Annotated in this window: 17 protein-coding genes; 8 read left to right on the top strand and 9 right to left on the bottom strand. The window is 75.0% G+C overall.

Annotated elements, in window-relative coordinates:
• Positions 1–30: 30 nt before the first annotated feature.
• From C9F11_RS00360 to C9F11_RS00345, 3 genes are all read right to left on the bottom strand, one after another.
• Positions 31–1,377, bottom strand: a complete 1,347-nt coding sequence (locus tag C9F11_RS00360) for a 3-deoxy-7-phosphoheptulonate synthase (RefSeq protein WP_138957329.1) — start codon at positions 1,375–1,377, stop codon at positions 31–33.
• A 164-nt stretch (positions 1,378–1,541) separates the two neighbouring features.
• Positions 1,542–2,933 carry an aldehyde dehydrogenase family protein gene (locus C9F11_RS00350; protein WP_138957327.1) on the bottom strand — a complete coding sequence of 464 codons (1,392 nt, stop codon included), beginning with the start codon at positions 2,931–2,933 and terminating at the stop codon, positions 1,542–1,544.
• On the bottom strand, positions 2,933–4,015 hold the full coding sequence (locus C9F11_RS00345) for an AMP-binding protein (protein WP_138957326.1): 1,083 nt from the start codon (positions 4,013–4,015) through the stop codon (positions 2,933–2,935). Before C9F11_RS00345 ends, C9F11_RS00350 begins: the two co-directional genes overlap by 1 nt.
• Positions 4,016–4,800: 785 nt before the next feature.
• Here C9F11_RS00345 and C9F11_RS00340 point away from each other — a divergent pair.
• From C9F11_RS00340 to C9F11_RS00310, 7 genes are all read left to right on the top strand, one after another.
• A complete protein-coding gene (locus C9F11_RS00340; protein ID WP_138957325.1) occupies positions 4,801–5,283 on the top strand; it encodes a carboxymuconolactone decarboxylase family protein in 483 nt (160 codons plus the stop codon).
• 92 nt (positions 5,284–5,375) lie between these two features.
• Positions 5,376–5,954: a hypothetical protein gene (locus tag C9F11_RS00335; protein ID WP_138957324.1), complete on the top strand. Its 579-nt coding sequence runs from the start codon at positions 5,376–5,378 to the stop codon at positions 5,952–5,954.
• Positions 5,951–7,105 (top strand): FAD-dependent monooxygenase, encoded by a 1,155-nt coding sequence (locus C9F11_RS00330; RefSeq protein WP_138957323.1) that lies wholly within the window; start codon positions 5,951–5,953, stop codon positions 7,103–7,105. The genes C9F11_RS00335 and C9F11_RS00330 overlap by 4 nt, the downstream gene beginning before the upstream one ends.
• Positions 7,106–7,230: 125 nt before the next feature.
• Positions 7,231–8,229, top strand: coding sequence for an aldo/keto reductase (locus tag C9F11_RS00325; RefSeq protein ID WP_138957322.1), 999 nt, complete (start codon positions 7,231–7,233; stop codon positions 8,227–8,229).
• Between the two features lie 119 nt (positions 8,230–8,348).
• Entirely contained in the window at positions 8,349–9,884 is a 1,536-nt protein-coding gene (locus C9F11_RS00320) for an FAD-binding oxidoreductase (protein ID WP_138957321.1), read from the top strand.
• A gap of 130 nt (positions 9,885–10,014) precedes the next feature.
• Positions 10,015–11,484 carry a lyase family protein gene (locus tag C9F11_RS00315; RefSeq protein ID WP_138957320.1) on the top strand — a complete coding sequence of 490 codons (1,470 nt, stop codon included), beginning with the start codon at positions 10,015–10,017 and terminating at the stop codon, positions 11,482–11,484.
• Positions 11,485–11,658: 174 nt separating this feature from the next.
• Positions 11,659–12,444, top strand: a complete 786-nt coding sequence (locus C9F11_RS00310) for an SDR family oxidoreductase (protein WP_138957319.1) — start codon at positions 11,659–11,661, stop codon at positions 12,442–12,444.
• A gap of 22 nt (positions 12,445–12,466) precedes the next feature.
• Here C9F11_RS00310 and C9F11_RS00305 read toward each other — a convergent pair whose 3' ends face one another.
• From C9F11_RS00305 to C9F11_RS00290, 4 genes are all read right to left on the bottom strand, one after another.
• Positions 12,467–13,222: a helix-turn-helix domain-containing protein gene (locus C9F11_RS00305; protein ID WP_138957318.1), complete on the bottom strand. Its 756-nt coding sequence runs from the start codon at positions 13,220–13,222 to the stop codon at positions 12,467–12,469.
• Positions 13,223–13,684: 462 nt separating this feature from the next.
• Complete coding sequence (locus C9F11_RS00300; protein WP_138957317.1) at positions 13,685–14,161, bottom strand: (2Fe-2S)-binding protein; 477 nt, start codon at positions 14,159–14,161, stop codon at positions 13,685–13,687.
• A gap of 62 nt (positions 14,162–14,223) precedes the next feature.
• A complete protein-coding gene (locus C9F11_RS00295; protein WP_138957316.1) occupies positions 14,224–16,548 on the bottom strand; it encodes a molybdopterin cofactor-binding domain-containing protein in 2,325 nt (774 codons plus the stop codon).
• Positions 16,549–16,885: 337 nt separating this feature from the next.
• The gene (locus C9F11_RS00290; RefSeq protein WP_138957315.1) at positions 16,886–17,530 is read right to left on the bottom strand and encodes a hypothetical protein; all 645 of its coding nucleotides are present in this window, start codon (positions 17,528–17,530) and stop codon (positions 16,886–16,888) included.
• Positions 17,531–18,036: 506 nt separating this feature from the next.
• Between C9F11_RS00290 and C9F11_RS00285 the strand changes: the two genes are divergently transcribed.
• The gene (locus C9F11_RS00285) at positions 18,037–18,576 is read left to right on the top strand and encodes a GNAT family N-acetyltransferase (RefSeq protein WP_138957314.1); all 540 of its coding nucleotides are present in this window, start codon (positions 18,037–18,039) and stop codon (positions 18,574–18,576) included.
• Positions 18,577–18,655: 79 nt separating this feature from the next.
• Here C9F11_RS00285 and C9F11_RS00280 read toward each other — a convergent pair whose 3' ends face one another.
• Positions 18,656–19,072, bottom strand: coding sequence for a hypothetical protein (locus C9F11_RS00280; protein WP_138957313.1), 417 nt, complete (start codon positions 19,070–19,072; stop codon positions 18,656–18,658).
• A gap of 213 nt (positions 19,073–19,285) precedes the next feature.
• Positions 19,286–20,641: a tetratricopeptide repeat protein gene (locus C9F11_RS00275; RefSeq protein ID WP_249401524.1), complete on the bottom strand. Its 1,356-nt coding sequence runs from the start codon at positions 20,639–20,641 to the stop codon at positions 19,286–19,288.
• Positions 20,642–20,761: the final 120 nt, after the last annotated feature.

The following is a 20,761-nucleotide window of genomic DNA, read 5'->3' as shown; positions in this document are numbered from 1 at the left end:
GGCGCGGGCTGGCAGAGGGGCGGGGGCGGGTCAGCCGCGGGCGATCAGGTCGGCGGCGGTCTGGGCCAGCAGGCGGGCCTGGTCGTCGTTCAGGCGCGGGTCGCACAGGGTGCGGTAGGCGCGGGCCAGGCCCTGCTCGTTGCGCGGGCCGCCGGCGCCCAGGCACTCGGTGACGCGGTCGCCCGCGACCTCCAGGTGCAGGCCGCCGGGCCACTGGCCGGCGCGGTGCAGGATCTCGATGAACGCGCTCGTCTCGGCGACGATGTCGTCCATGTGCCGGGTCTTGTGGCCGGTGGCGGCGGTGAAGGTGTTGCCGTGCATGGGGTCGCACGCCCACACCACCTGGTGGCCGGCCTCGGCGACGGTACGGATCATCTCCGGCAGCAGCCGGCGCACGTCGGCCGCGCCCAGGCGGGCGATGAGGGTCAGGCGGCCGGGGCGGCGGTGCGGGTCGAGCCGGTGGCACAGGGCGATCAGGTCGCCGCGGCTGATGCCGGGGCCGATCTTGACGGCGACGGGGTTGGCGATGTGGGCCAGCAGCGCGATGTGGGCGCCGTCCACCTGGCGGGTGCGGTCGCCCACCCAGGGCAGGTGGGTGGAGAGCAGGTAGTCCTCGCCGGTGCGCGCGTCCCGGCGCACGAAGGGCTCCTCGTAGTCGAGCAGCAGGGCCTCGTGGCTGGTCCACAGGCCGGTGCGGCGCCAGCCCTCCTCGGTGCGGTGGGTGCGGCCGTAGTCGTCCAGGACGGCGCGCAGGGTGCCGTCCCAGGAGCGCGGGCGGCGGGTGCTGATGCTGGCGGCCGACAGCGGGGTGAGGTCGGAGGCGGCGCGGTGGGCGATGATGTGCAGCTCGCTGAGCAGGGCGCGGGCGCTGTGGTAGCCGGCCAGCAGGCGCCGCGGGTCGGGGATGCGGGCGGTCGGGTCGGCGTCGGGGGCGTTGACGTTCAGGCCGCGGAAGACGGGCAGGGCGCGGCCGCCGACGATCTCCTCGGGCTTGGAGCGCGGCTTGGCGTACTGCCCGGCGATGCGGCCCACCGTCATGGTGGGCACGTCCAGGCGGTTGCTGATGATCTCGCCCATCTCGCCCAGGACGCGGTGCTTGCCCTGCAGGGCGGCCACGCCCATGGCGCCGGTGGGCTCGGCGCAGTCACCGGCCTGCAGCAGGAAGGCCTGGTGTGCGCTGACGTCGGCGAGCGCCGCGCCGACCTGGCGCACGTCGGCGGCGGCGGTCAGTGCGGGAAGGCGGGCCAGCTCCCCGGCGACGTCGGCGACGGCGGCCGGGTCGGGCCACGGCGGCTGCTGGGCGGCGGGCAGGCCGCGCCAGGGCGGCGCGGTCAGGGTGGCGGTGCGGGCCGGGGGAGCGGGTGCGGCCAGGGGCATGGCGAATCTCTTTCGAAGGCGGGGCGGGCACCGGGGTGCGCCGCGAAACGGCGGGCGGGCGGGGCGGGCGGGCGGGGCGGTGGTGCTGGGGTGGGGGCCGGTGCGCCCCCGGGCGGGGCGGGCGCACCGGCCGGTGCGGACAAGGACTCGGGCGGGGCAGGGGGTCAGGCGGGGCGGATGAGGGCTTTGGGTTCCAGGAGGAATCCGGCGAGGCTGCCGTCGTGGGGCAGTTCGGGGCGCGAGAGCCAGGGCCGGACGTCCCCGGTGGTGACCTTGCGGACGCTCGGCTCGTGCAGGAGCTGCTCGGCCAGGTGGGTGTGGCGGCCGGTCAGGCTGACCACCAGGGAGTTGCGCAGGGGGGCGGTGCCGTGCGTCTCGTCCCAGGGGGCGACGACGACGAAGGGGAAGGGCAGTTCGGTGCCGACCAGGGGGTGGTGCGGGTCGTCCACGGAGATCACCAGCGGGCGCATCACGACGCTGGTGTCGTCCAGGGCGGTCAGCGGCCCCTGCGGGTAGCGGGCGCTGGAGTGGTCGGTGCCCTGGGCGGCGAGCCCGGCCAGATAGGGGCCAAGGGCCTCGGCGTTGGCCCGGGTGGTGGCGGGCAGCAGGGCGTGTGCCGAGGTGACGGGCAGCGGCGCCGGCGCGGCCAGGCGCTCGGCCAGGGCGTCCGCGAGGGCGCTGACGTCACCGCTGGTCAGGACGGCGGAGATGTTGTTGCAGCGCACGCCGCCGTCGTCGGCGATCCACGAGGTGAGGCTCGCGGGCAGGGCGGCGGCGCTGTCGGCGTCCACCAGGGCCTTGCTGCGGCCGGGGCCGCGCACCAGGATGTCGCGCCGGTTGCCGTAGCGGGCGGCCGCGTCCGGGCCGCCGTAGACGATGCCCAGGTCGGCCTGGTCCAGCAGGTGGTCGCCCAGGTCGTGGCCGCCGGGCAGGAAGGCGAGCCGGTGCGCGGGCAGCCCGGCCTTCAGCAGTGCCGCGGTCAGCCGGCGGGGGGTGAAGGGGTCCTTGCTGCCGGGGCGCAGCAGCACGCTGTAGCCCAGGGAGAGGGCGCGCACCCAGGTGACGTTGGGCTCGGGGTGGTTGTTGGGCACGATGACGGCCAGGACCCGGCCGCGCGGCACCCAGTGGCGGGCGAAGGCGCCCTCGGCGAAGGGGGCGGGCAGTTCGGCGGCGTTGAGCTCCTCGATGCGGGCCAGGGCCGAGCGGATGCCGGCGGTGGCGCGCTCGACGGTGCCGCGCGGGGAGCCGGTGGCCAGCGCCACCCGCCGCTGGTACTCCTGGGGGCTCTCGCCGTCCAGGGAGGCGGTGGCGAACAGCTCCCCGGCGGCGGCGAACACCTCGGCCCCGGGCGCGCCGGCTCCTGCGTGGGCGCGCAGCTCGTGCACGGCGGCCTGGGCCAGCAGCCGGGGGGCGAGGCCGATCTCGGCGACCACCTGGCCGTCCACGCCCGTCAGTTCGGCCCGGTCGCGGCTGTCGACCTCCCGTCCGGCGATGACCGGGTTGAGCCGCACGGCAGGGGCGAGCTCCTCGACGGCGGCGGGGGCGGGGGCGTGCATCAGTAGACCCCCTCGATGACGCGGGCGCCGCCCTGGGAGGGCAGCGGGGCGATGTCGGCGAGCCCGTCGACGCTGTCGCCGGGCGCGGGGCGCACCCGGATCGCGGTGTCGCGCTCCAGCACGTTGGGCAGGAACATGTCGCGGCTGAGCAGGTGCACGCGCACCTGGCCGCGCTCGCCGTAGGCCACCGGCGCGCCGTGGCCGTCGACGAGCTCGACCACGGACTGGGGGAAGAAGGGGCGGAAGACGGCCGGGTGCATATCGCCGTCCAGGCGCGGGCGCTGCGGGGCGATGCCCATCAGGGTGTTGCCGTAGATCGCGGCGATCCGCGCCCGCGGGAAGAACGTCTCCTCGATCTGGCGCAGCGACTCCGCGCTGATGCTCGTGCCCGCCCACACGATGCCCTCCAGGCCCGCGGCCAGGCGTTCGTACAGATCACGGCGGCCCACCAGCGCCTCCAGGACCGGCGGGGTGATGAACAAGACCTTGATGTCCTGGGACTGCACGATCAGTTCGACCTGGTCCAGCAGGTACGCGCGGTACTCGCCGGCCAGGTCGGTGCGGCCCGAGCCCAGCAGGCGCTTGACCCAGCGCGGGTCGAAGTCGACGGTGAAGGCCACCCCGCCGCGGCGCTGCGCCAGATGGCGGATGGTGCGCCCGACCACGTGCGGCCCGGTGGGGCCCACGTGCAGCCAGTTGCCGGTGGCGGGGAAGCCGTGGGCGTCAAGGACGGTGCTGACCCAGTCGACGTTCAGGCCGCGCGAGACGCTGTCGACGACGCGCTTGGGCGCGCCCAGGGTGCCGCCGGACTCGAAGACCTCGAAGGGCGCCCCGGTGTGCCCGGCCGGGATCAGGTCCTCCACGGCCACGGTGCGCAGCTGGTCGCTGACGTCGGGGAAGCGGTGCAGGTCGGACAGGCCCTGGATGTCACGGACCGGGTCGAAGTCCAGCGTGGGGGCGATGCGCAGCCAGAACGGCGAGCCGGTCGCGGCACCGAAGTGCCAGCGCAGCGTCCGGCGCAGATGGGCGTCGGCATCGGTGTCCAGGGGGACCAGGGGGGCGTGCGGGAGCAGTTCGGTCATGGTGTGTCAGCCCAATTCGTCAGGGTGGGGTGGAAACGGGGCAGGCCTGAGCCGGTGGCGCGCTCAGGCCTGGGCGGGCATCGCGGGCAGGGAGGTACCGGGCGGGGGGAGCACCCATAAATAGCTTTCAGAAAAGCTTTCTTGATGTCAAGAGTCAGCCGCGATGCGCAGCGAATTGGGCATCAGTGAATCCCCAACAACCCCTACAAATACGGTGATTCAGCAACGCGAGACCGGCGAAGGGCGGGTGGACTCCACGGGTCTGGCTTCTTTCGGAAAAGCTTCTTGGGGTAGGCGGGCGGGGGCGGAGGCCCCGGAGTGGGGCGGGGTGGTGGGGAGGTGCCCGTCGCCTGATGGACCGTCAGTGGCAGCCCGGCGGCCTCACCATGACGGCCCGTCGGCAGCGGCCCGGCGGAACGGCCGCACAGCCGTCGAAGCCCGGCGATGACAGCCCCCGGCGGCGACCGGTGCCACGCGGGCAGAGAGGCGACCCGATGACGACGAAGCCCCGGCGGCAGCCCGGCCACCGCCCGGCTACGGCGAGGCCTCCCGGTGCCAGCGCGCCAGCACCCCGGGGGCGAGGAGGTCACACCCCGGCAACGCCGGCACACCAGCCCGGCGGCAGCACGGCCGCACCCCGGCGGCGGGGCAGGGGACCCGGCACGGGCGCGGAGCCCGGCGGCGGCGCGGCCGCACCCCCGGCCCCGGGCCGCCCCCGGCCAATGGCTGCGACAGTGGGAAGTCGCGCTTCCCCCGCCACCGGAACCCTTCCTACCGTGCAGGGCATGACCACTGCCGAGTCCTTCCCCCGCCTGAAGCTGTCCGAGCTGGCCCCCCAGGTCTACTCCGCCATGGGACGCCTGCACGCCACCGCGGAGAAAGCCGCCCAGGAAGCGGGACTCGAGCACTCCCTGCTCGAACTCGTCAAGATCCGCGCCTCGCAGATCAACGGCTGCGCCTTCTGCATCGACATGCACACCCTGGACGCCCGCGCCGCAGGCGAGCGCGAACAGCGCCTGTACGCCCTCAGCGCCTGGGAGGAGACCCCCTTCTTCACCGCCCGCGAACGCGCCGCCCTGGCCCTGACCGAAGCCGTGACCGTCATCCACACCGACCACGTGCCCGAGCACGTCTACCAGGCGGCCCTCAAGGAGTTCAGCGAGGCCGAAGTCGCCCAGCTCATCTGGGCCGCCGCGGTGATCAACGCCTACAACCGCATCGCCATCTCCACCCGCATGGTGCCCGGCAACTACACCCCCAAGGCGTGACACCCCTGACCGCGCACTCCCACCGTGCCGCCGGCGCTCCCGGCCCCGGCCCCGGCCGCGCCGGGCGGCACCCGCGCTGAAAAGGGCCGCAGATGACCCGCCGCACCCCCTGCCACCCCGCCGAACAGCCCGCCCTGCTGCGCGCCCAGCAGTTCGCCGACCCCTTCACCCGGCGCCTGCTCACCCACCGCGGCTCCACCACCGCGCTGCTCGAACACCACCTGGGCGCGCCGCTGGCCCTGCGCCTGGTGGCCCAGCGGGTGCGGCGCACCGGCATGGAAGCCGCCCACCTGCTGCCCCTGCTGGGCCTGCGCGCCGACGAGCCCTGGCTGGTGCGCCGCACCGAACTGCGCCACCACGCCCACGCGGCCGTCTCCCGCAACCTCGTCATGGGCCCCGTGCCCCGCCGCGCCGACCTGTGCACCATCCTCACCAGCACCACCGTCCCGCTGGGGCGGGCCCTGGCCGAGCACCGCCTGCCCCAGTGCCGCCGCCTGCTGCGCGTGGGCTGCTCCCCGTGGCGCCCCCTGGCCACCACCGCCGCCTGGCGCGGCTACGTCGTACACGTCGACGACGAACAGCCCTTCTACGTGGAGGAGTTGTTCCACCCCGCCATCGCCCCGGCCCGCCTGCGCCCCGCCGCGCACCTCGAGCCCGCGGCGGCCTCATGAGCGAGGTCACCGTCGTCGGCGCCGGCCCGGTGGGCCTGGCCGCGGCCCTGGCCGCCCGCCACCACCGCCTGCCCGTCACCGTCCTGGAAGCCCACCCCGAACACCGCCCGCGCCCCGGCAGCCGCGCCATCTTCGTGCACCGCGCCACCCTGGACCTGCTCGATGCGATCGACCCCGGCCTGGGCCGCACCATCGCCCACGAGGGCCTGGTCTGGCGCACCCGGCGCACCCTGTGGCGCGGCCGGCCCGTCCACACCCGCACCTACCACGGCCCCGCCGACCGCATCCCCTTCACCAGCCTGCCCCAGACGGTGGTGGAGGACCTGCTGCGCACCGCCTGCCACCGGGCGGGCGCCGAGATCTGCTGGGACCAGCCCGTCACCGACATCCGCACCACCCCGCGCGCCGCGGAACTCATCACCGCGGGCGGCTACTGCCACCGCACCCGCTACGTCATCGCCGCCGACGGCGCCCGCTCCACCCTGCGCACCCGCCTGGGCATCCCCCTGAAAGGCACGACAGCTCCCACCGGCTTCGCCGTGGCCGACCTGACCGGCGAGGCCGGTGGCCTCACCCCCGCCCGCGTCTTCCACTACCGCCACCCCGCCGCCGGCGGCCGCAACGTGCTGCTCGTGCCCTTCGCCGGCGGCTGGCGCGTCGACGTCCAGTGCCGCGACGGCCAGGAAGCCGCCACCTGGGCCGCCACCGCCGCCCGCTGGCTGCCCGACCTGCTGCCCGGCGCCCGCCCCGACGACCTGTCCTGGTCCTCCGCCTACCGCTTCCACCAGAAAGTCGCCGCCCGCTTCACCGACCCCCACCACCGCGTGCTCCTGGCCGGCGAGGCGGCCCACCTGCTGCCCCCCTTCGGCGCGCGCGGCATGAACTCCGGCATCGCCGACGCCGTCGCCGCCGCCCGCGCCATCGCCGAAGCCACCCCCCAGGCCCTGGCCGGCTGCGCCCGCGCCCGGCGCGCCGCGGCCCACGCCAACGTCCGCGCCGCCGCGAGCGCCCTGGCCCACCTCCAGGCCGCCCGGCCCCTGCGGCGCACCACCCAGCACGCCGCCGCCCTGCTCGCCCCCCGCGTCGCCCGCGCGGGCCGCTGGCTGGACCGCGCCCCCTTCGGCCCGCCCCTGCACACCGTCCACTACTGACGCCCCCTCACCACCCGGCCCCCACAGCCGAGTTGAGCGACTTGCCACAGTAACCCCCTGCGTGTTGCCCCCCACCCGCGAGCACACCACGCTGTGCCGCAACCGACCCGCCAAGGAGAACCCCCGTGCTCCACCGCGCTCTTGGCACCACCGGCCCCCAGGTGTCCGCCCTGGGCCTGGGCTGCATGGGCATGTCCGCCCTGTACGGCCCCGCCGACCGCGACGAGTCCCTGGCCACCGTCCACGCCGCCCTCGAAGCGGGCATCACCCTCCTGGACACCGGCGACTTCTACGGCATGGGCCACAACGAACTGCTCATCCGCGACGCCCTGCGCCACCACCGCCGCGACGAGGTCCAGCTGAGCGTGAAGTTCGGCGCCCTGCGCCGCCCCGACGGCACCTTCCTGGGCTACGACGGCCGCCCGGAGGCCGTCCACACCTCCCTGGCCTACTCCCTGCAGCGCCTGGACACCGACCACATCGACGTCTACCGCATCGCCCGCTGCGACCCCCAGGTCCCCATCGAGGAGACCGTCGGCGCCATCAGCGAAGCCGTGAGCGCCGGATACGTGCGCCACATCGGCCTGTCCGAAGCCGGCTGCGACAGCATCCGCCGGGCCGCGGCCACCGCCCCCATCGCCGACCTGCAGATCGAGTACTCCCTGCTGGGCCGCGGCATCGAGGCCCACATCCTGCCGGTCTGCCGCGAACTGGGCATCGCCACCACCGCCTACGGCGTCCTGGCCCGCGGCCTGATCAGCGACAACTGGCCCCGGGGCCGCGCCTTCACCCCCGACGACGTCCGCGGCCACACCCCCCGCTACACCGGCGCCAACGCCGAGTACAACCTCGACCTCGTCGAGACCGTGCGCGCCCTGGCCAAGGAGCGCGGCACCACCGTCGCCCAGACCGCCATCGCCTGGGCCCTGGCCAAGGGCCCCGACATCGTGCCCCTGATCGGCGCCCGCACCCGCGAGCGCCTGGCCGAGGCCCTCGGCGCCCTGGACACCCCCCTCAGCCCCGAGGAGCTCACCCGCATCGAGGAGGCCATCCCTCCCGACGCGGCCCGCGGCGACCGCTACCCGGCCGACCAGATGCGCTACCTCGCCCCCCACACCCCCTGACCACCCGCCACGCCACGCCCCGTACCCCGTACGCCACGCCACGATCCGTACCCCGTACGCAACGCCCGTACGGGCCCGCCACCTCAAGCACCCCGCACACCGTCACGAAAGGGAACACCATGCCCACCAGAAGGGCCCTCCTGGGCGCCGGCGCGGGTATCGCCCTCGCCTCCTCCAGCACACTCCTGGTCGGCTCACCCCTGGCCCAGGCACGGCCCCGGCCGCCGCGCGGGCCCCGCACCAACTGGGGACAGCTGTGCGCGGCCCTCCAGGGCGACCTCGTCCTGCCCGGCGACAGCCGCTACGACCGCGCCCGGCAGCTGGCCTCCGCCCAGTTCGACCACCTGCGCCCGCAGGCCGTCGCCTACTGCGAGAACGCCACCGACGTGGCCACCTGCATCCGCTTCGCCCAGGACAACGACATCCACACCGCGATCCGCAGCGGCGGCCACAGCTTCACCGGCTGGTCCACCACCCAGGGCCTGGTCATCAACCTCACCCGCCTCAACTCGGTGCGCACCAGCGGCTCCACCGTCCACGTCGGGCCCGCCACCCAGATGGTCGACGTCGTCGCCCAGCTGGCCGCCCACGGCCTGGCCGTGCCCGGCGGCTTCTGCCCCACGGTGTGCCCCGGCGGCTTCGTGAGCGGCGGCGGCCACGGCTGGCAGCACCGCAAGTACGGGCCCGCCAGCGACCGCCTGGTCGGCGCCCAGGTCGTCCTGGCCGACGGCCGCGTCGTCACCACGTCCGCCAAGCAGAACCCCGACCTGCTGTGGGCGCTGCGCGGGGGCGGCGGCGGCAACTTCGGCGTCATCACCGACCTCGAACTGGCCCCCACCCAGGTGCCCGTGGCCACCACCTTCACCCTCACCTGGGACTGGGCCAAGGCCCAGGACATGCTGGTGGGCTACCAGCAGTGGGCCCGCAACGCCGCCCCCGAAGTGGCCCCCGACGCCGTCCTGCTGCTGCCCGACGCCCGCCCCGGCGCCGTGCCCACCGCCATGGTCACCGGCGCCTACCTGGGCACCGCCGGCCCCCTGAAGACCTCCCTGGACCAGCTGGTCTCCCTGGTCGGCAGCGCGCCCGCCTCCCGCGTCAGCGAGGAACTGCCCTACGACAAGGCGATGATGCAGCGCTTCGGCTGCGCCACCCTCACCACCCCCCAGTGCCACACCAGCGGCACCGGCGCGAGCCTGCCGCGCACCACCTACACCAAGAACCGCGGCCGCATGTTCAGCCGCCCGCTGCCCGCCGGCGGCCTGGGCGATCTGCTGAGCGCCTTCGAAGCGGCCCGCAGCGCCGGGCAGACCCGCGTCATCAGCCTGATGGCCCTGGGCGGCAACGCCAACCACGTCGCCTCCGACGCCACCGCCTACGTCCACCGCGACGCGGAGTTCACCTGCGTGTGCGGCATCGACCTGAGCACACCGCAGCCCACCGCGGCACAGGAGAAGGCCGCACAGGACTGGGTCGACGGCTGTTTCGCCGCCGTCGACCCGCACTCCAACGGCCGCGCCTACGTCAACTACCCCGACCCCAAGCTCGCCGACTTCGCCCAGGCCTACTACGGCACCAACCTGCCGCGCCTCACCCAGGTCAAGCGCCGCTACGACCCGCACGGCTTCTTCCGCTTCCCCCAGGCCATCACCCCCTGACCCCGCCCCTCCCGCCGCCCCGGCCCGCCGGGCGGCGGGACCCGCCGGACGCCCGCCCCCCCCGCCGCCGGGGGCGGGCCCCGGCCCCCTACCGCCGCCCTGTGCCCGTCCCGCCCAGCGAGGTGCTCCCATGCCCGAACCCAGCGGGCCCGCCCCGGCCCCCGCCCCGCCCCTGCCCGGCAGCGGCCACCCCGCACCCGGCACCGGCACCGGTGCGGGCGCGCCCGCCCAGGACACCGGCCTGCTGGCCCCCGTCCGCGCGGGCGTCCCGGCCGAGGAAGCCGTCACCGACCAGGCCTGGCTGCACGCGATGCTGGCGGCCGAGGCCGCCCTGGCCCGCGCCCAGGCGAGCCTGGGCACCATCCCCGCCCCGGCGGCCGCCGTCATCACCCGGGCCGCCGCCACCACCCGCATCGAGGCGCGCCTGCTGGCCCTGGCCGCACGCGAGAGCGCCAACCCGGTCGTGCCGCTGGTCAAGGAGTTCACCCGCGAGGTCGCCGCCCTGGACCCCGCGGCCGCCGAACACGTCCACCGCGGCTCCACCAGCCAGGACATCCTCGACACCGCCACCATGCTGGTCACCGCGCACGCGCTGCGCCTGATCCGCGCCGACCTGCACCGCACCGCCCAGGCCCTGGCCCGCCTGGCCCGCACCCACCGCGACACCCTGGCCACCGCCCGCACCCTGGCCCTGCACGCCCTGCCCACCACCTTCGGCCTGAAGGCCGCCAGCTGGCGCCAGCTCGTCCAGGACGCCCTCACCCGCCTGGACCGCCTCCTCGACGGCGGCCTGCCCGTCTCCCTGGGCGGCGCCGCGGGCACCCTGGCCGGCTACCTCGAACACGCCACCGCCGCCGCCGACCCCGCCTCCTACACCGAGGACCTCACCCTGGCCTTCGCCACCGAGACCGGCCTGGCCACCCCCGACCTGCCCTGGCACAGCCTGCGCACCCCCATCGCGGACACCGCCGCCGTCCTGGCCTTCACCGCGGGCGCGCTGGGCAAGTTCGCCATCGACGTCCAGACCCTCACCCGCACCGAGATCGGCGAGGTCACCGAACCCACCCGGCCCGGCCGCGGCAGCTCCTCGGCGATGCCCCACAAACGCAACCCCGTGCTGTCCACCCTGATCCGCAGCACCGCCCTGCAGGTGCCCGCCCTGGCCGCCACCCTCTTCCACTGCCTGCTCTCGGAGGACGAGCGCTCGGCCGGGGCCTGGCACGCCGAATGGCAGCCGCTGCGCGAGGCGCTGCGCCTGGTCGGCGGCGCCGCCCACACCGCGGCGGCCCTCGCCGAGGGCCTGCGCACCGACCCCGAGCGGATGCGCCACAACACCGGCCTGACCCAGGGCCGCATGCTGGCCGAACGCCTCGCCGCCGCCCTGAGCGCGCCGCTGGGCCGCGCCCGCGCCAAGGCGCTGCTGTCCCAGGCCTCCGACGAGGCCGCCCGCACCGGGCGCCCGCTGGCCGAGGTCCTGGCCGCCCGGCCCGAACTGGCCGCCCACCGCGCCCTGATCGCCCCGCTGCTGGACCCCGCCCACTACACCGGCGCCGCCGCCCCGCTGGTGGACCGGGCACTGCCCCGGCGGGCGGACACCTGAACGACCGACAGGTGATCCACCCACACCCGATCGAGCGCAGTCACCCCCCACGGGCCCCGCGCCCGCCCCGCCCGGCCCTAGCCTGAGGTCTCCGCACCGCGCCCGCCCCCCGATCCGCCGGGGACGCGCGCGGTGGCCCCCCCTTTTTACGTCAAGGAACCGGACACCTCTGTCGTGGAACTGCACCTGAAGGACAAGGTCTTCCTGGTCACCGGAGCCTCCGCCGGGATCGGCGAGGCCACCGCCCGGCTGCTGGCCGCCGAGGGCGCACAGGTCGTCACCGTCGCCCGCACCCCCCACACGATCACCGCCCCGGGCCCGGCCGTCGACTGCCTGGCCGCCGACGTCACCGACCCCGACGCCCCCGCCCGCCTCCTGGAGGCCGTCCTGGAGCGCCACCGGCACCTGGACGGCCTGGTGAACAACGTCGGCGGCCTCACCTCGCGCACCGGCTTCCTGGACGTGAGCGACGAGCAGTGGCTGCACAGCTTCGCGCTGAACTTCCACTCCGCGGTGCGCATGAGCCGGGCCGCCCTGCCCGCCCTGCTGGAGCGCGGGGCGGGCAGCATCGTCCACGTCGCCAGCGAGGCCGCCCGCTTCCCCGACGCCCCCGTCGTCGACTACGCCGCCGCCAAGACCGCGCTGCTGTCGGTCTCCATGACCCTGGCCGCGGAGTTCGGCCCCCGCGGGGTGCGCTCCAACGTCGTCTCGCCCGGCCCCACCCGCACCGCCCTGTTCGACGCCCCCGGCGGCTTCGCCGACCAGCTCGCCGCCCGCTTCCAGCGCCCCCGCGAGGAAGCCGTCGACCACTTCGTGCGCGAGGTGCGCCGCCTGCCCACCGGCCGCATCGGCACCCCCGACGACGTCGCCCGCGTCATCGCCTATCTGCTCTCGCCCCTGGCCGGGCAGGTCACCGGCGCCGAATGGGCGGTGGACGGCGGCGCCCTGCGCCAGCTGTGAACCACCCCGCCGCGGCGCGCTGTTACTCCTGCTCCACCGCGGCGGCGGGGGAGGGGACGGGGGCGGTCAGGTCCCGCCACTGCCGCATCGAGCGGATGATGCTCTGGCTGACGTGGTCCAGCAGCAGGCCCATCCCCCGCAGCCGCGCCCCCGCGGGCGTGTCGGCGCCCAGGATGCCCGCGCCCTCGTACGCGGTCTGCGCCAGGGCGGCGTTGCGCCGCAGGTTGCCCAGGATCGCGCGGTGCATCACGTCGCCGTCGATCAGGTACCGGTCGTGGCGGCGGCCCGCGTCGCGCTCGCGGCGCACGATCTCCTGCTGCTCCAGCTGGCTGATGGCCTTGGAGACCGAGGCCGGGCTGACGTGCAGGCGTCGCGCGAGGTCGGCGGCGGTGACGCTGCCGGAGTCGGTGACGCAGATGCAGGCGAGCACCCGCGAGACCATCCCCTGCAGGCCGATGCCGACCAGGAGCCGCACGAGCTGCTGCTCGAAGTCGCGCACCGCCTGGGCGTCACGGCCGTAGCCGTGGGCCTGGGCATCGGGCACCGAGGGCTGCGCCGCGCCCGCGGCGGGGGGCCTGCCGCGCCGGGCCCGGCGCCCGGCCGCGTGGTGGGCGCGGTCGGCCCGGTACTCGCGGGGGCCGCCGTTGCGCATCACCTCCCGGGTGACGGTCGACGTCGGCCGCCGCAGGCGTTTGGCGATCTCGGTGTACGAAAGCCCGTCGGCCATCCCCGCCGCGATGAGCCGGCGGTCCTGCTGCGTCAGTCTGTTTCCTGGCATGGATGGTCACCTCGTGCGCTGGGTGTGCGGTGGCCAGTGTGCGTACAGATACAGCTCGTTGCAAAGCATGAATCAGCCACTCATTGCATTAACCAGCAGGCCCTTTGCAAGAGTTTCCCCCTGCTGAACTGGGCACCCACCCCATACGGGCCACCTCATTCGTTGACCCGAAAATGAACGCAACATAGCGTTTTCCGTACGTTGAAGGCCCCGTGACACACCGCCGCAGCCCCCGGCCCCGCCCGGGAACGGCGAAGGCCCCCTCCGGGCGGAGGGGGCCTTCGTGTGGAGCGCCCGGCAGGCCTTGCACCTGCATTTCCCATCGGATGATGGACGTCTTTCCTTGGACCACAGACGCGTGACTCCCGTGCCCTGCACCGGAGTTACGTGAAGATCATACACCGGCCGCGGGCCCGCCGGTGCCACCGCGCCCGGCACGCCCCGCAGGCCCGCGGGGATGCTTCACATCCGCTCGGCGCCGGCCCGGATCGCCTCGCGGATGCGGGGGTACGTACCGCAGCGGCAGATGTTGCGGATGCCGTCCAGGTCGGCGTCGGTGACGGCGCGGCCCTCCTGGGCGAGGCGGCGCACCAGGGCCACGGCGGCCATGATCTGGCCGGGCTGGCAGTAGCCGCACTGGGCCACGTCCTGCTCCAGCCAGGCCTGCTGCATCGGGTGCAGCTCGGCGTCCACGGTGGCGGCCAGGCCCTCGATGGTGGTGACCTCGTCGTCGGGGGCGAGGTCCTTGACCGGGATGGCGCAGGGGTTGGCCGCCTTGCCGTTGAGGTGGCTGGTGCAGGCCTTGCAGACGTTGATGCCGCAGCCGTACTTCGGCCCGGTCACGCCCAGCAGGTCGCGCAGCACCCACAACAGCCGCTCGTCATCGGCGGCTTCGACGGTGACCTGCTCGCCGTTGAGACGGAACGTGTGCTCGGGCACGGCAACTCCTCGGTGTGGGGCGGCCCTTGACGGGCAGGGGGCGGGGGTGGGGGCGGGGCGGTTCAGCGGACGTGGTCCAGGCCGTCGGTGGGCGAGGCGGGCACGGGCGGCACGGTCGGCTTGGGCGTGAAGGAGAGCGTGCCGTGGTTGACCGGGAAGCGGGTGGGCATGGTGCCCGTCGCCCGCCCGTAGGCGCAGGCGACGGCGGCCATGGAGGCGGCCACGCCCAGTTCCCCGGCGCCGCCGGGCTCGCCGCCGGCGGAGGGCATGAGCAGGACCTTCAGCTCCAGGGGGGTGTTCCACTGCCGGGTGTAGAAGTAGTTGTCCCAGCTCGCCTCGAGGAAGTGTCCCTCGCGCAGGTGCAGGCTGGAGGTCAGCACCTGGGCGATGCCGTCCATGACGGCGCCCGTCATCTGCGCCTCCAGGCCGCGCGGGTTGACGGCCAGGCCGACGTCCACGGCGACGACGGCCTTGGTGACGCGCGGCCCGCTCACCCCGTCCCGCACCGGCCTGTTCACCGTTTCGGGACGGCAGTCGATCTCGACCAGGACGGCGCTGGCCGACCGGTACTCGCCGTGGAAGGCGATGCCCTGCGCGGTCCCGGCCGGCATCGGCCGCCCCCAGCCGCCGGCTTCGGCCGCCTTGTCCAGGACGGCCCGGAAGCGCTTCTCGCGCAGCAGACCGCGCCGCAGGGCCAGGGGGTCCTGGCGCGTCTTCGCGGCGAGCTCATCGATGATGAGCTCGCGCGCGCACACGACGTCGGGGGAGTAGACCCCGCGCATGCTGCCGGTGTTGAAGCCCTTGTTGGTCTCGCTCAGCAGCCGGCTGTGCACGGCGATGTCGTAGGGCATGGACTGGGTGAGGTGGAAGAAGGTCTGGGAGAACGCGGCGTCGCCCACCGGCAGCTTCGCGGCCAGGGCGGTGAAGACCTCGCCGAGCCCGTGGCCGAAGTCGGTGGCCACGCTGGTGTGCCGCTGCTTGTAGCTGAGCACCGTGCCGCCGGCGTAGGCGGCCCGCACCCGGGAGGTGGCCATGGGGTGGGCGCGGCCCTGGCGCGCGTCGTCCGCCCGGTGCCACATGAGCTTGACCGGCTTGCCGAACGTCTGGGAGATCTCGGCGGCTTCCAGCGCGGCGTCGAGGAACAGCTTGCGCCCGAAGGAGCCGCCGCCCTCGGTGACGTGCACGGTCACGGCGCCCGGGGCGAGCCCCAGGCGGGCCGCGATGGCCTGCTTGGCGACGATCGGCGCCTTCAGGCCCGACCAGATCTCCGCCCGGTCCGCCCGCACGTCGGCGATCGCGCAGTTGGGCTCAAGGGCGCTGTTGCCGCGGAAGTGGAAGGTGAAGCGGGCCTCCACCGACGGCGTCAGCGCGGGCAGCCCCAGCGGCAGTTCCGCCTCCTTGAGCTCCTGGAGCACCGACTCGTCCGAGGCCCCGTCCGCGCTGCCGGGCCGCCACGCCACCCGCAGCGCGCGCACGGCCTCGATGCACTGCCCGAAGGTCCGCGCGCGCACCGCGACCCCGGTGGAGACCACGCCGACATCGGTGACGCCCGCCATGGCACGCACCTCATCGAGGTTGGCCACCGAACCCACCCGGCCGTTGATGGTCGGCGCCCGGCACACCATGGTCGGCCGCGCGCCGGGCACGTCGAGGTCCATCGCGAACTTCTTGCGGCCCGTCACCGCGGCGAGCGCGTCGATGCGGTTGTGCGGCCGGCCGATGACGGTGAAGTCCGCGCGGTCCTTGAGGTCCACCCAGGCGCGCCGCACCGTGACGCTCGCCGCCTTGGCGGCGAGCGCACCGATGCCGATGGCGGTGCCCGCGCCGTCGGTGACGGTGCCCGCCCGCAGCGTGAGACCGGCGAGCGGGGCGCGCAGTTCGGCGGCCGCGGCCCGCAGCAGCCGCTCCCGGGCGACGGCGGCGGCCACCCGGATGGGCAGATAGGTGGAGATGGTGGTGTTGGAGGCGCCGGTGAGCTGGTTGAACACCAGCTCCGGCCGGGCATCGGCCAGGGTGACGCGCACCCGCTCCAGGGGCACGTCCAGCTCCTCGGCGATCAGCATGGCCGTCGACGTGGTGATGCCCTGGCCGACCTCGGCCCGCGGCAGCGCGAAGGAGACCGTGCCGTCGGCGTGCACCTCGACCGTGATCAGGTTCGACGTCGGCAGCGCCGCGGTGGTCATCACGTCGTTGAGGTCCACCAGTTCGGTGATGTCCGCCTCGGCCGCGGGCGCCGCCCCCAGCTCGGCGGCCGTCACCAGGGTGGGAGCGGCCAGCACGAACCCGAGGAACCGCCGCCGCCCCACCCCCTCCCCGCCCGGCCCCGCCGCGCCCTGCGGCTCAACTCCCGCCCCGGCCGCGCCCGTTGCCCTGCTGCGTGAACGCATCCCACATTCCCTCCCGGCACCCGCACGCACTCGTACGGTCACCGCCCGCGCCCCTCGGAAAAGATCAGGACGAACTCTACGTCGCCCACTCGGTCACCGAGCGTGCCCCCACGGCTCACCGAGAACAAGAGCCGCGGCAGCCACTGTTGCGCACGGGCGCCCCGCGCTGCCGCCGCGCCCGGCGGCAGCGCGGCCGGGCGCGGAAAGCCACCAGGGGGACACGCAGGGCAGCCGCATGCTCACCGCTTGACGTCCTGATCCCCACCTGGGACCTTGCCCGCGCCACCGGCGGCGACGAGCGCCTGGACCCCCGACGGCACGGCACACCGGGGCGAACTCACCCCAGGCACTCCTGGGCGAGCTCGCCGGCGAACACCTGGCGCGCGTGGGCCCGCATCCGCGGCCCGTACGCCGGGTCGTCGGCCAGCGCGGAATAGCCGTGCCCCGCACGGGTGACGAGCCCGGCCGTGTCCGCCAGGTACACATCCAGGCCCGGGTACATCAGCTCGATGCAGGGGAGGTCGTCGATGTCGAGGGCGAACACCGGGTACTCGCCGTACTCGTCGACGGCGCCGGTGGCCAGGACCCGGCGGGAGTCGGATCCGCCCGGCAGCAGGAAGCACTCGTCGAAGCGCGCCGACAGCGGCTCGTAACACGCCCCCCACCCGTCGCCGAACTCCTCCCGCGCGAGCTGTCCGAGCGTGCGCGGCGTGAACCCGTACGCGGGCCCGAACCAGCCGAAGCGGCACAGCAGTTCACTGTCGAAGGCAAGCCAGCGCCGCAGGCTCGGCGGCAGCGGGCGGCCGCTGGGGAACACGGCGCCGTCCAGCACGCCGGCGGGCAGCGGCGAGGACGGGGCGGACCTCCAGGGCCCGGCCCACGGGGCGTAGTCCAGGACCGGCCGGGAAGGGTCGGCCTCGACGCGGGCGATGACGCGTTCGGTCAGAGCGACGCCGTGAACGGCGGAAGCCGGCAGAGCCATGCGTGGCGATCCTCTTCGTCGAGCCCGTGGAGCCCGTAGAGACCGGTGGATACCTCGGGCCACCCGAAGGTAGTCCCTGCCACTGACACGCACCGCCTGGACGGCCACCGCCTGGACGGCCACCGGGTGACGCATGCCGCCGGGCAGGCCGCCGAGTTGCCCGCCGGGCCGGGCGCGCCGAGGACACCCGGTGGCCGTGCGGCATGGCGCCGTCCTGGCCGCGGTGCCTGCGGGATGGCCGGTACGGATCGACCCGGCGAGCCCGGACACGGCGCACACCACCCACAAGGCGACCGGCCCCGCGGACCCCGCCCACCCGCGCGATCAGCGGGGCCTCACGAGCGGGCCCCGCCCGGGCGAGGCAGCGGATGTGCGCCGCCACGACAACCGGCGGCGCGCACCGGCACACCCGCCGCACCCGCCCTGGCGCGAAGTCACCCCGGGCGGTGTGCCGGAGCCCCGGAGCACGGCGGGCGATGTCAGTGGGCCCTGCCAGACTCCGCGCCATGACCACCGACTCCTTCCACCTGCATCAAGTCGCCTCGGCCCGGGACATCGACGCGCATGTGCGCCAAGCCCTGCTCGAGTGCTGGGTCGATGTCACCAACGACGGCGGCGCCGCGGGCTTCCCCTTACCGCCCATCGGCACCCAGCAGGCCGCGCCCGCCCTCGACACCATCATCGAGGGCCTCGCCCCGCACACGTCCCGCCTGCTGACCGCCTGGGACGGCAGCGAACTGGTGGGCTGGCTGCACCTGCGCCGCGATTCCTCGCCCCTGACCGCCCACTGGGGGACCGTGCACCACGTGCAGACCCACCCCAGCATGCGCGGCCGGGGCATCGGCGCCGCCCTGACCGCACACGCCCACCACGTCGCGGCCCACGAGATGGGCCTGGAGCAACTGCACCTGGCCGCGCGCGCCGGAGCGGGCCTGGAGACCTTCTACGCCCGCCTGGGCTGGCGGGAGATCGGCCGCTGGCCGGGCGCCCTGCGCCTGGCCCCCGGAGACGACCGCGACGAAATCCTCATGCTCCTGCACCTGTAACCCCCGCCGGGCGGCCGGCCCGCCGTCCCCGTACGGCGACGCGGGCAGCGCGGGCGCAGGGCCCGGGCGGGCCCTGCGGTCAGGCGGCGTCGAGGGCATCGGTGATCTTGCGGGCCATGGCGGCCAGGGCGGGACCGGGCTCGGCCCGGTGGGCGCGGGCGGCCGCCTGCACGGCGGTGGTCACGGTGGCGCGGAAGTTGGCGGCCTCGGCGGGGGAGTGGCGCTGGAGCAGCTGCATCGCCGCGGTCAGGGCGGGCAGGACGTGCTCGGCGAGCGCGGCCGTGGTGGTGCCCTTGAGGTTCTTGAGGGGGGTCTTCTCGGCGAGGACGTGTCCGACCTGGCCGGTGGCGGAGGTCAGGGCGATGGTGCCCTGGGTGGCGGTCTTGTGGGGCTTTCCGGCGGCGTCGGCGGCGGCCATCAGCGAGACGGCGCCGTAGGCGGCGGTGCGCAGGGTGTTCTTGTCCTGGTCGGTGAGGGCGATGAGGGCCAGAGACATGGGGTGCTCCTTGAGCGGTTCGGCCGGTGGTGAGAGCCACCGGGTCGGTGCTTGATGTCTCTACGATCTCCGCCGCTGCTGTCAGCGCCCTGACACCCCGCTGACACCGCCCCTGACACCGACACCCACCGCCAGCACCCCCCCCCGCGGCAGGGCGCTACACAGCCGGGCACCCGCCCGCCGGGCCGGGGCGCCCGCGGGCCGCCCCGTCGCTCACCCGGACCCCGGCCGCCGCCCGGCCGTCAGGCGCGCCCACGCCCGCTGGTTGTAGGGGCAGCGGGAGCGCAGGCTGATGCGTTCGCTCAGCAGCGCGCGGCCCAGGTCGTACCGGCCCGCGTGCAAGGCGGCCTCGACGAGGGTCTTCTGCAGGGCGTCCCGCTGGGCGTGGCTGCCGCCGAACTCCTGGAAGCGGTAGCGCAGCGGAAGCAGCAGGTCCACCACCTCGGCGTAGCGCCGCTGCCCGTAGGCCACCAGCGCCCGGCACACCGGAAGGCCGATCTCGGCGGTCATCGAGACGTTGGACGGCCCCGCACCGGCCTCGCGCAGCCACCTCTCCCGCTCACGGATCAGGCGCTGGGCGTCGCCGGTGCGGGCGGCCCCGACGTAGGCCATGACGGCGTGGACGTCGTTGAAGGCGTAGTGGGGCCCGTCGCCCCGGCGCGCCCACGCGTCGGCCAGCACGGGCCAGCGGCCGCCGGTGTCGGCGCCCGCCAGGTACAGGCGCCACAGCAGCGCGGCGGCGTCCAGGAGCTCCATCGCCGCCCCGGCCGAACCGTCGTGGTGCAGGGCCGCGTCGTAGACGGCCAGGACCTTGTCGGTGCGCCCCGTCTCCAGCAGGTACAGGGCGTAGTGCCACCAGTTGTGGACGTTCAGGTAGTTGCCGGCCGACCAGGCCTCGGTGCGGGCGTCGAGGTAGGCGATGCCGTCCTCGTGCCGTCCTTGCATCTCCAGGGCGTGGACGACGGCGTGGATGCCCCAGACGTCGCGGGCGTTGCGTTCGACGGCTTCCAGGCCGACCTGTTCGGCCAGGGTGTAGTGCCCGGCCTCCTCCAGGCCGAAGGCGTACATGCCCCGCAGCAGGCCGTAGTGCGGATCCTCGCGGTCCCAGGCGGCCAGCGCGCCGCCGATGCGGTCGCGCAGGAGGACGGCGTTGCCGGTGAAGAAGTCGATCTGATGGCCGACGGCCAGGGCGAGGACGTCCTTGGGGTGGGCCACCACGAGGTCGCCCAGGAGCCGGCCGGCCCGGTGCAGGTCGCCCGCCAGCCAGCAGGAGGCGGCCTCGGTGTGCAGGCGCTCGCGCACGCTCAGCCCGCCCGCGTCAATGCCCTGGCGGAACGCGGTGAACGCTGCGGCCGCTTCGGCCGCGTCCTTCTCCTCCGTGCCGAGCAGTCCGAGGTAGGCGCGGAAGACGTGGCCCATGGCGGAGCGGGGCGAGGCCTCGAGCACGGCCCCGACCTGCCCGGACACCTCTCCGCGGAAGAAGAGGAGGTCCTCCAGGGCCTGCTCGTAGTGCCGCACCGCTGCGGCGCCGGTGTCCGTCATCACCTGGCCGTGCCGGTCCACGCTCACCCTGCCCGCCTCCCGAAGCCCGCCCGCGAGAACCCTGTCTCGCCGCGGGAACCCTGCCCCGTCGCGGGGACGCGGACACCCCGGCACGCGGCGGCCGTTCACCCGTGCGGGGTAGCGTTG

It is taken from the genome of Streptomyces sp. YIM 121038 (genome assembly GCF_006088715.1).
GTDB lineage: Bacteria > Actinomycetota > Actinomycetes > Streptomycetales > Streptomycetaceae > Streptomyces.
This window is presented reverse-complemented; position numbering and strand designations above follow the sequence as displayed.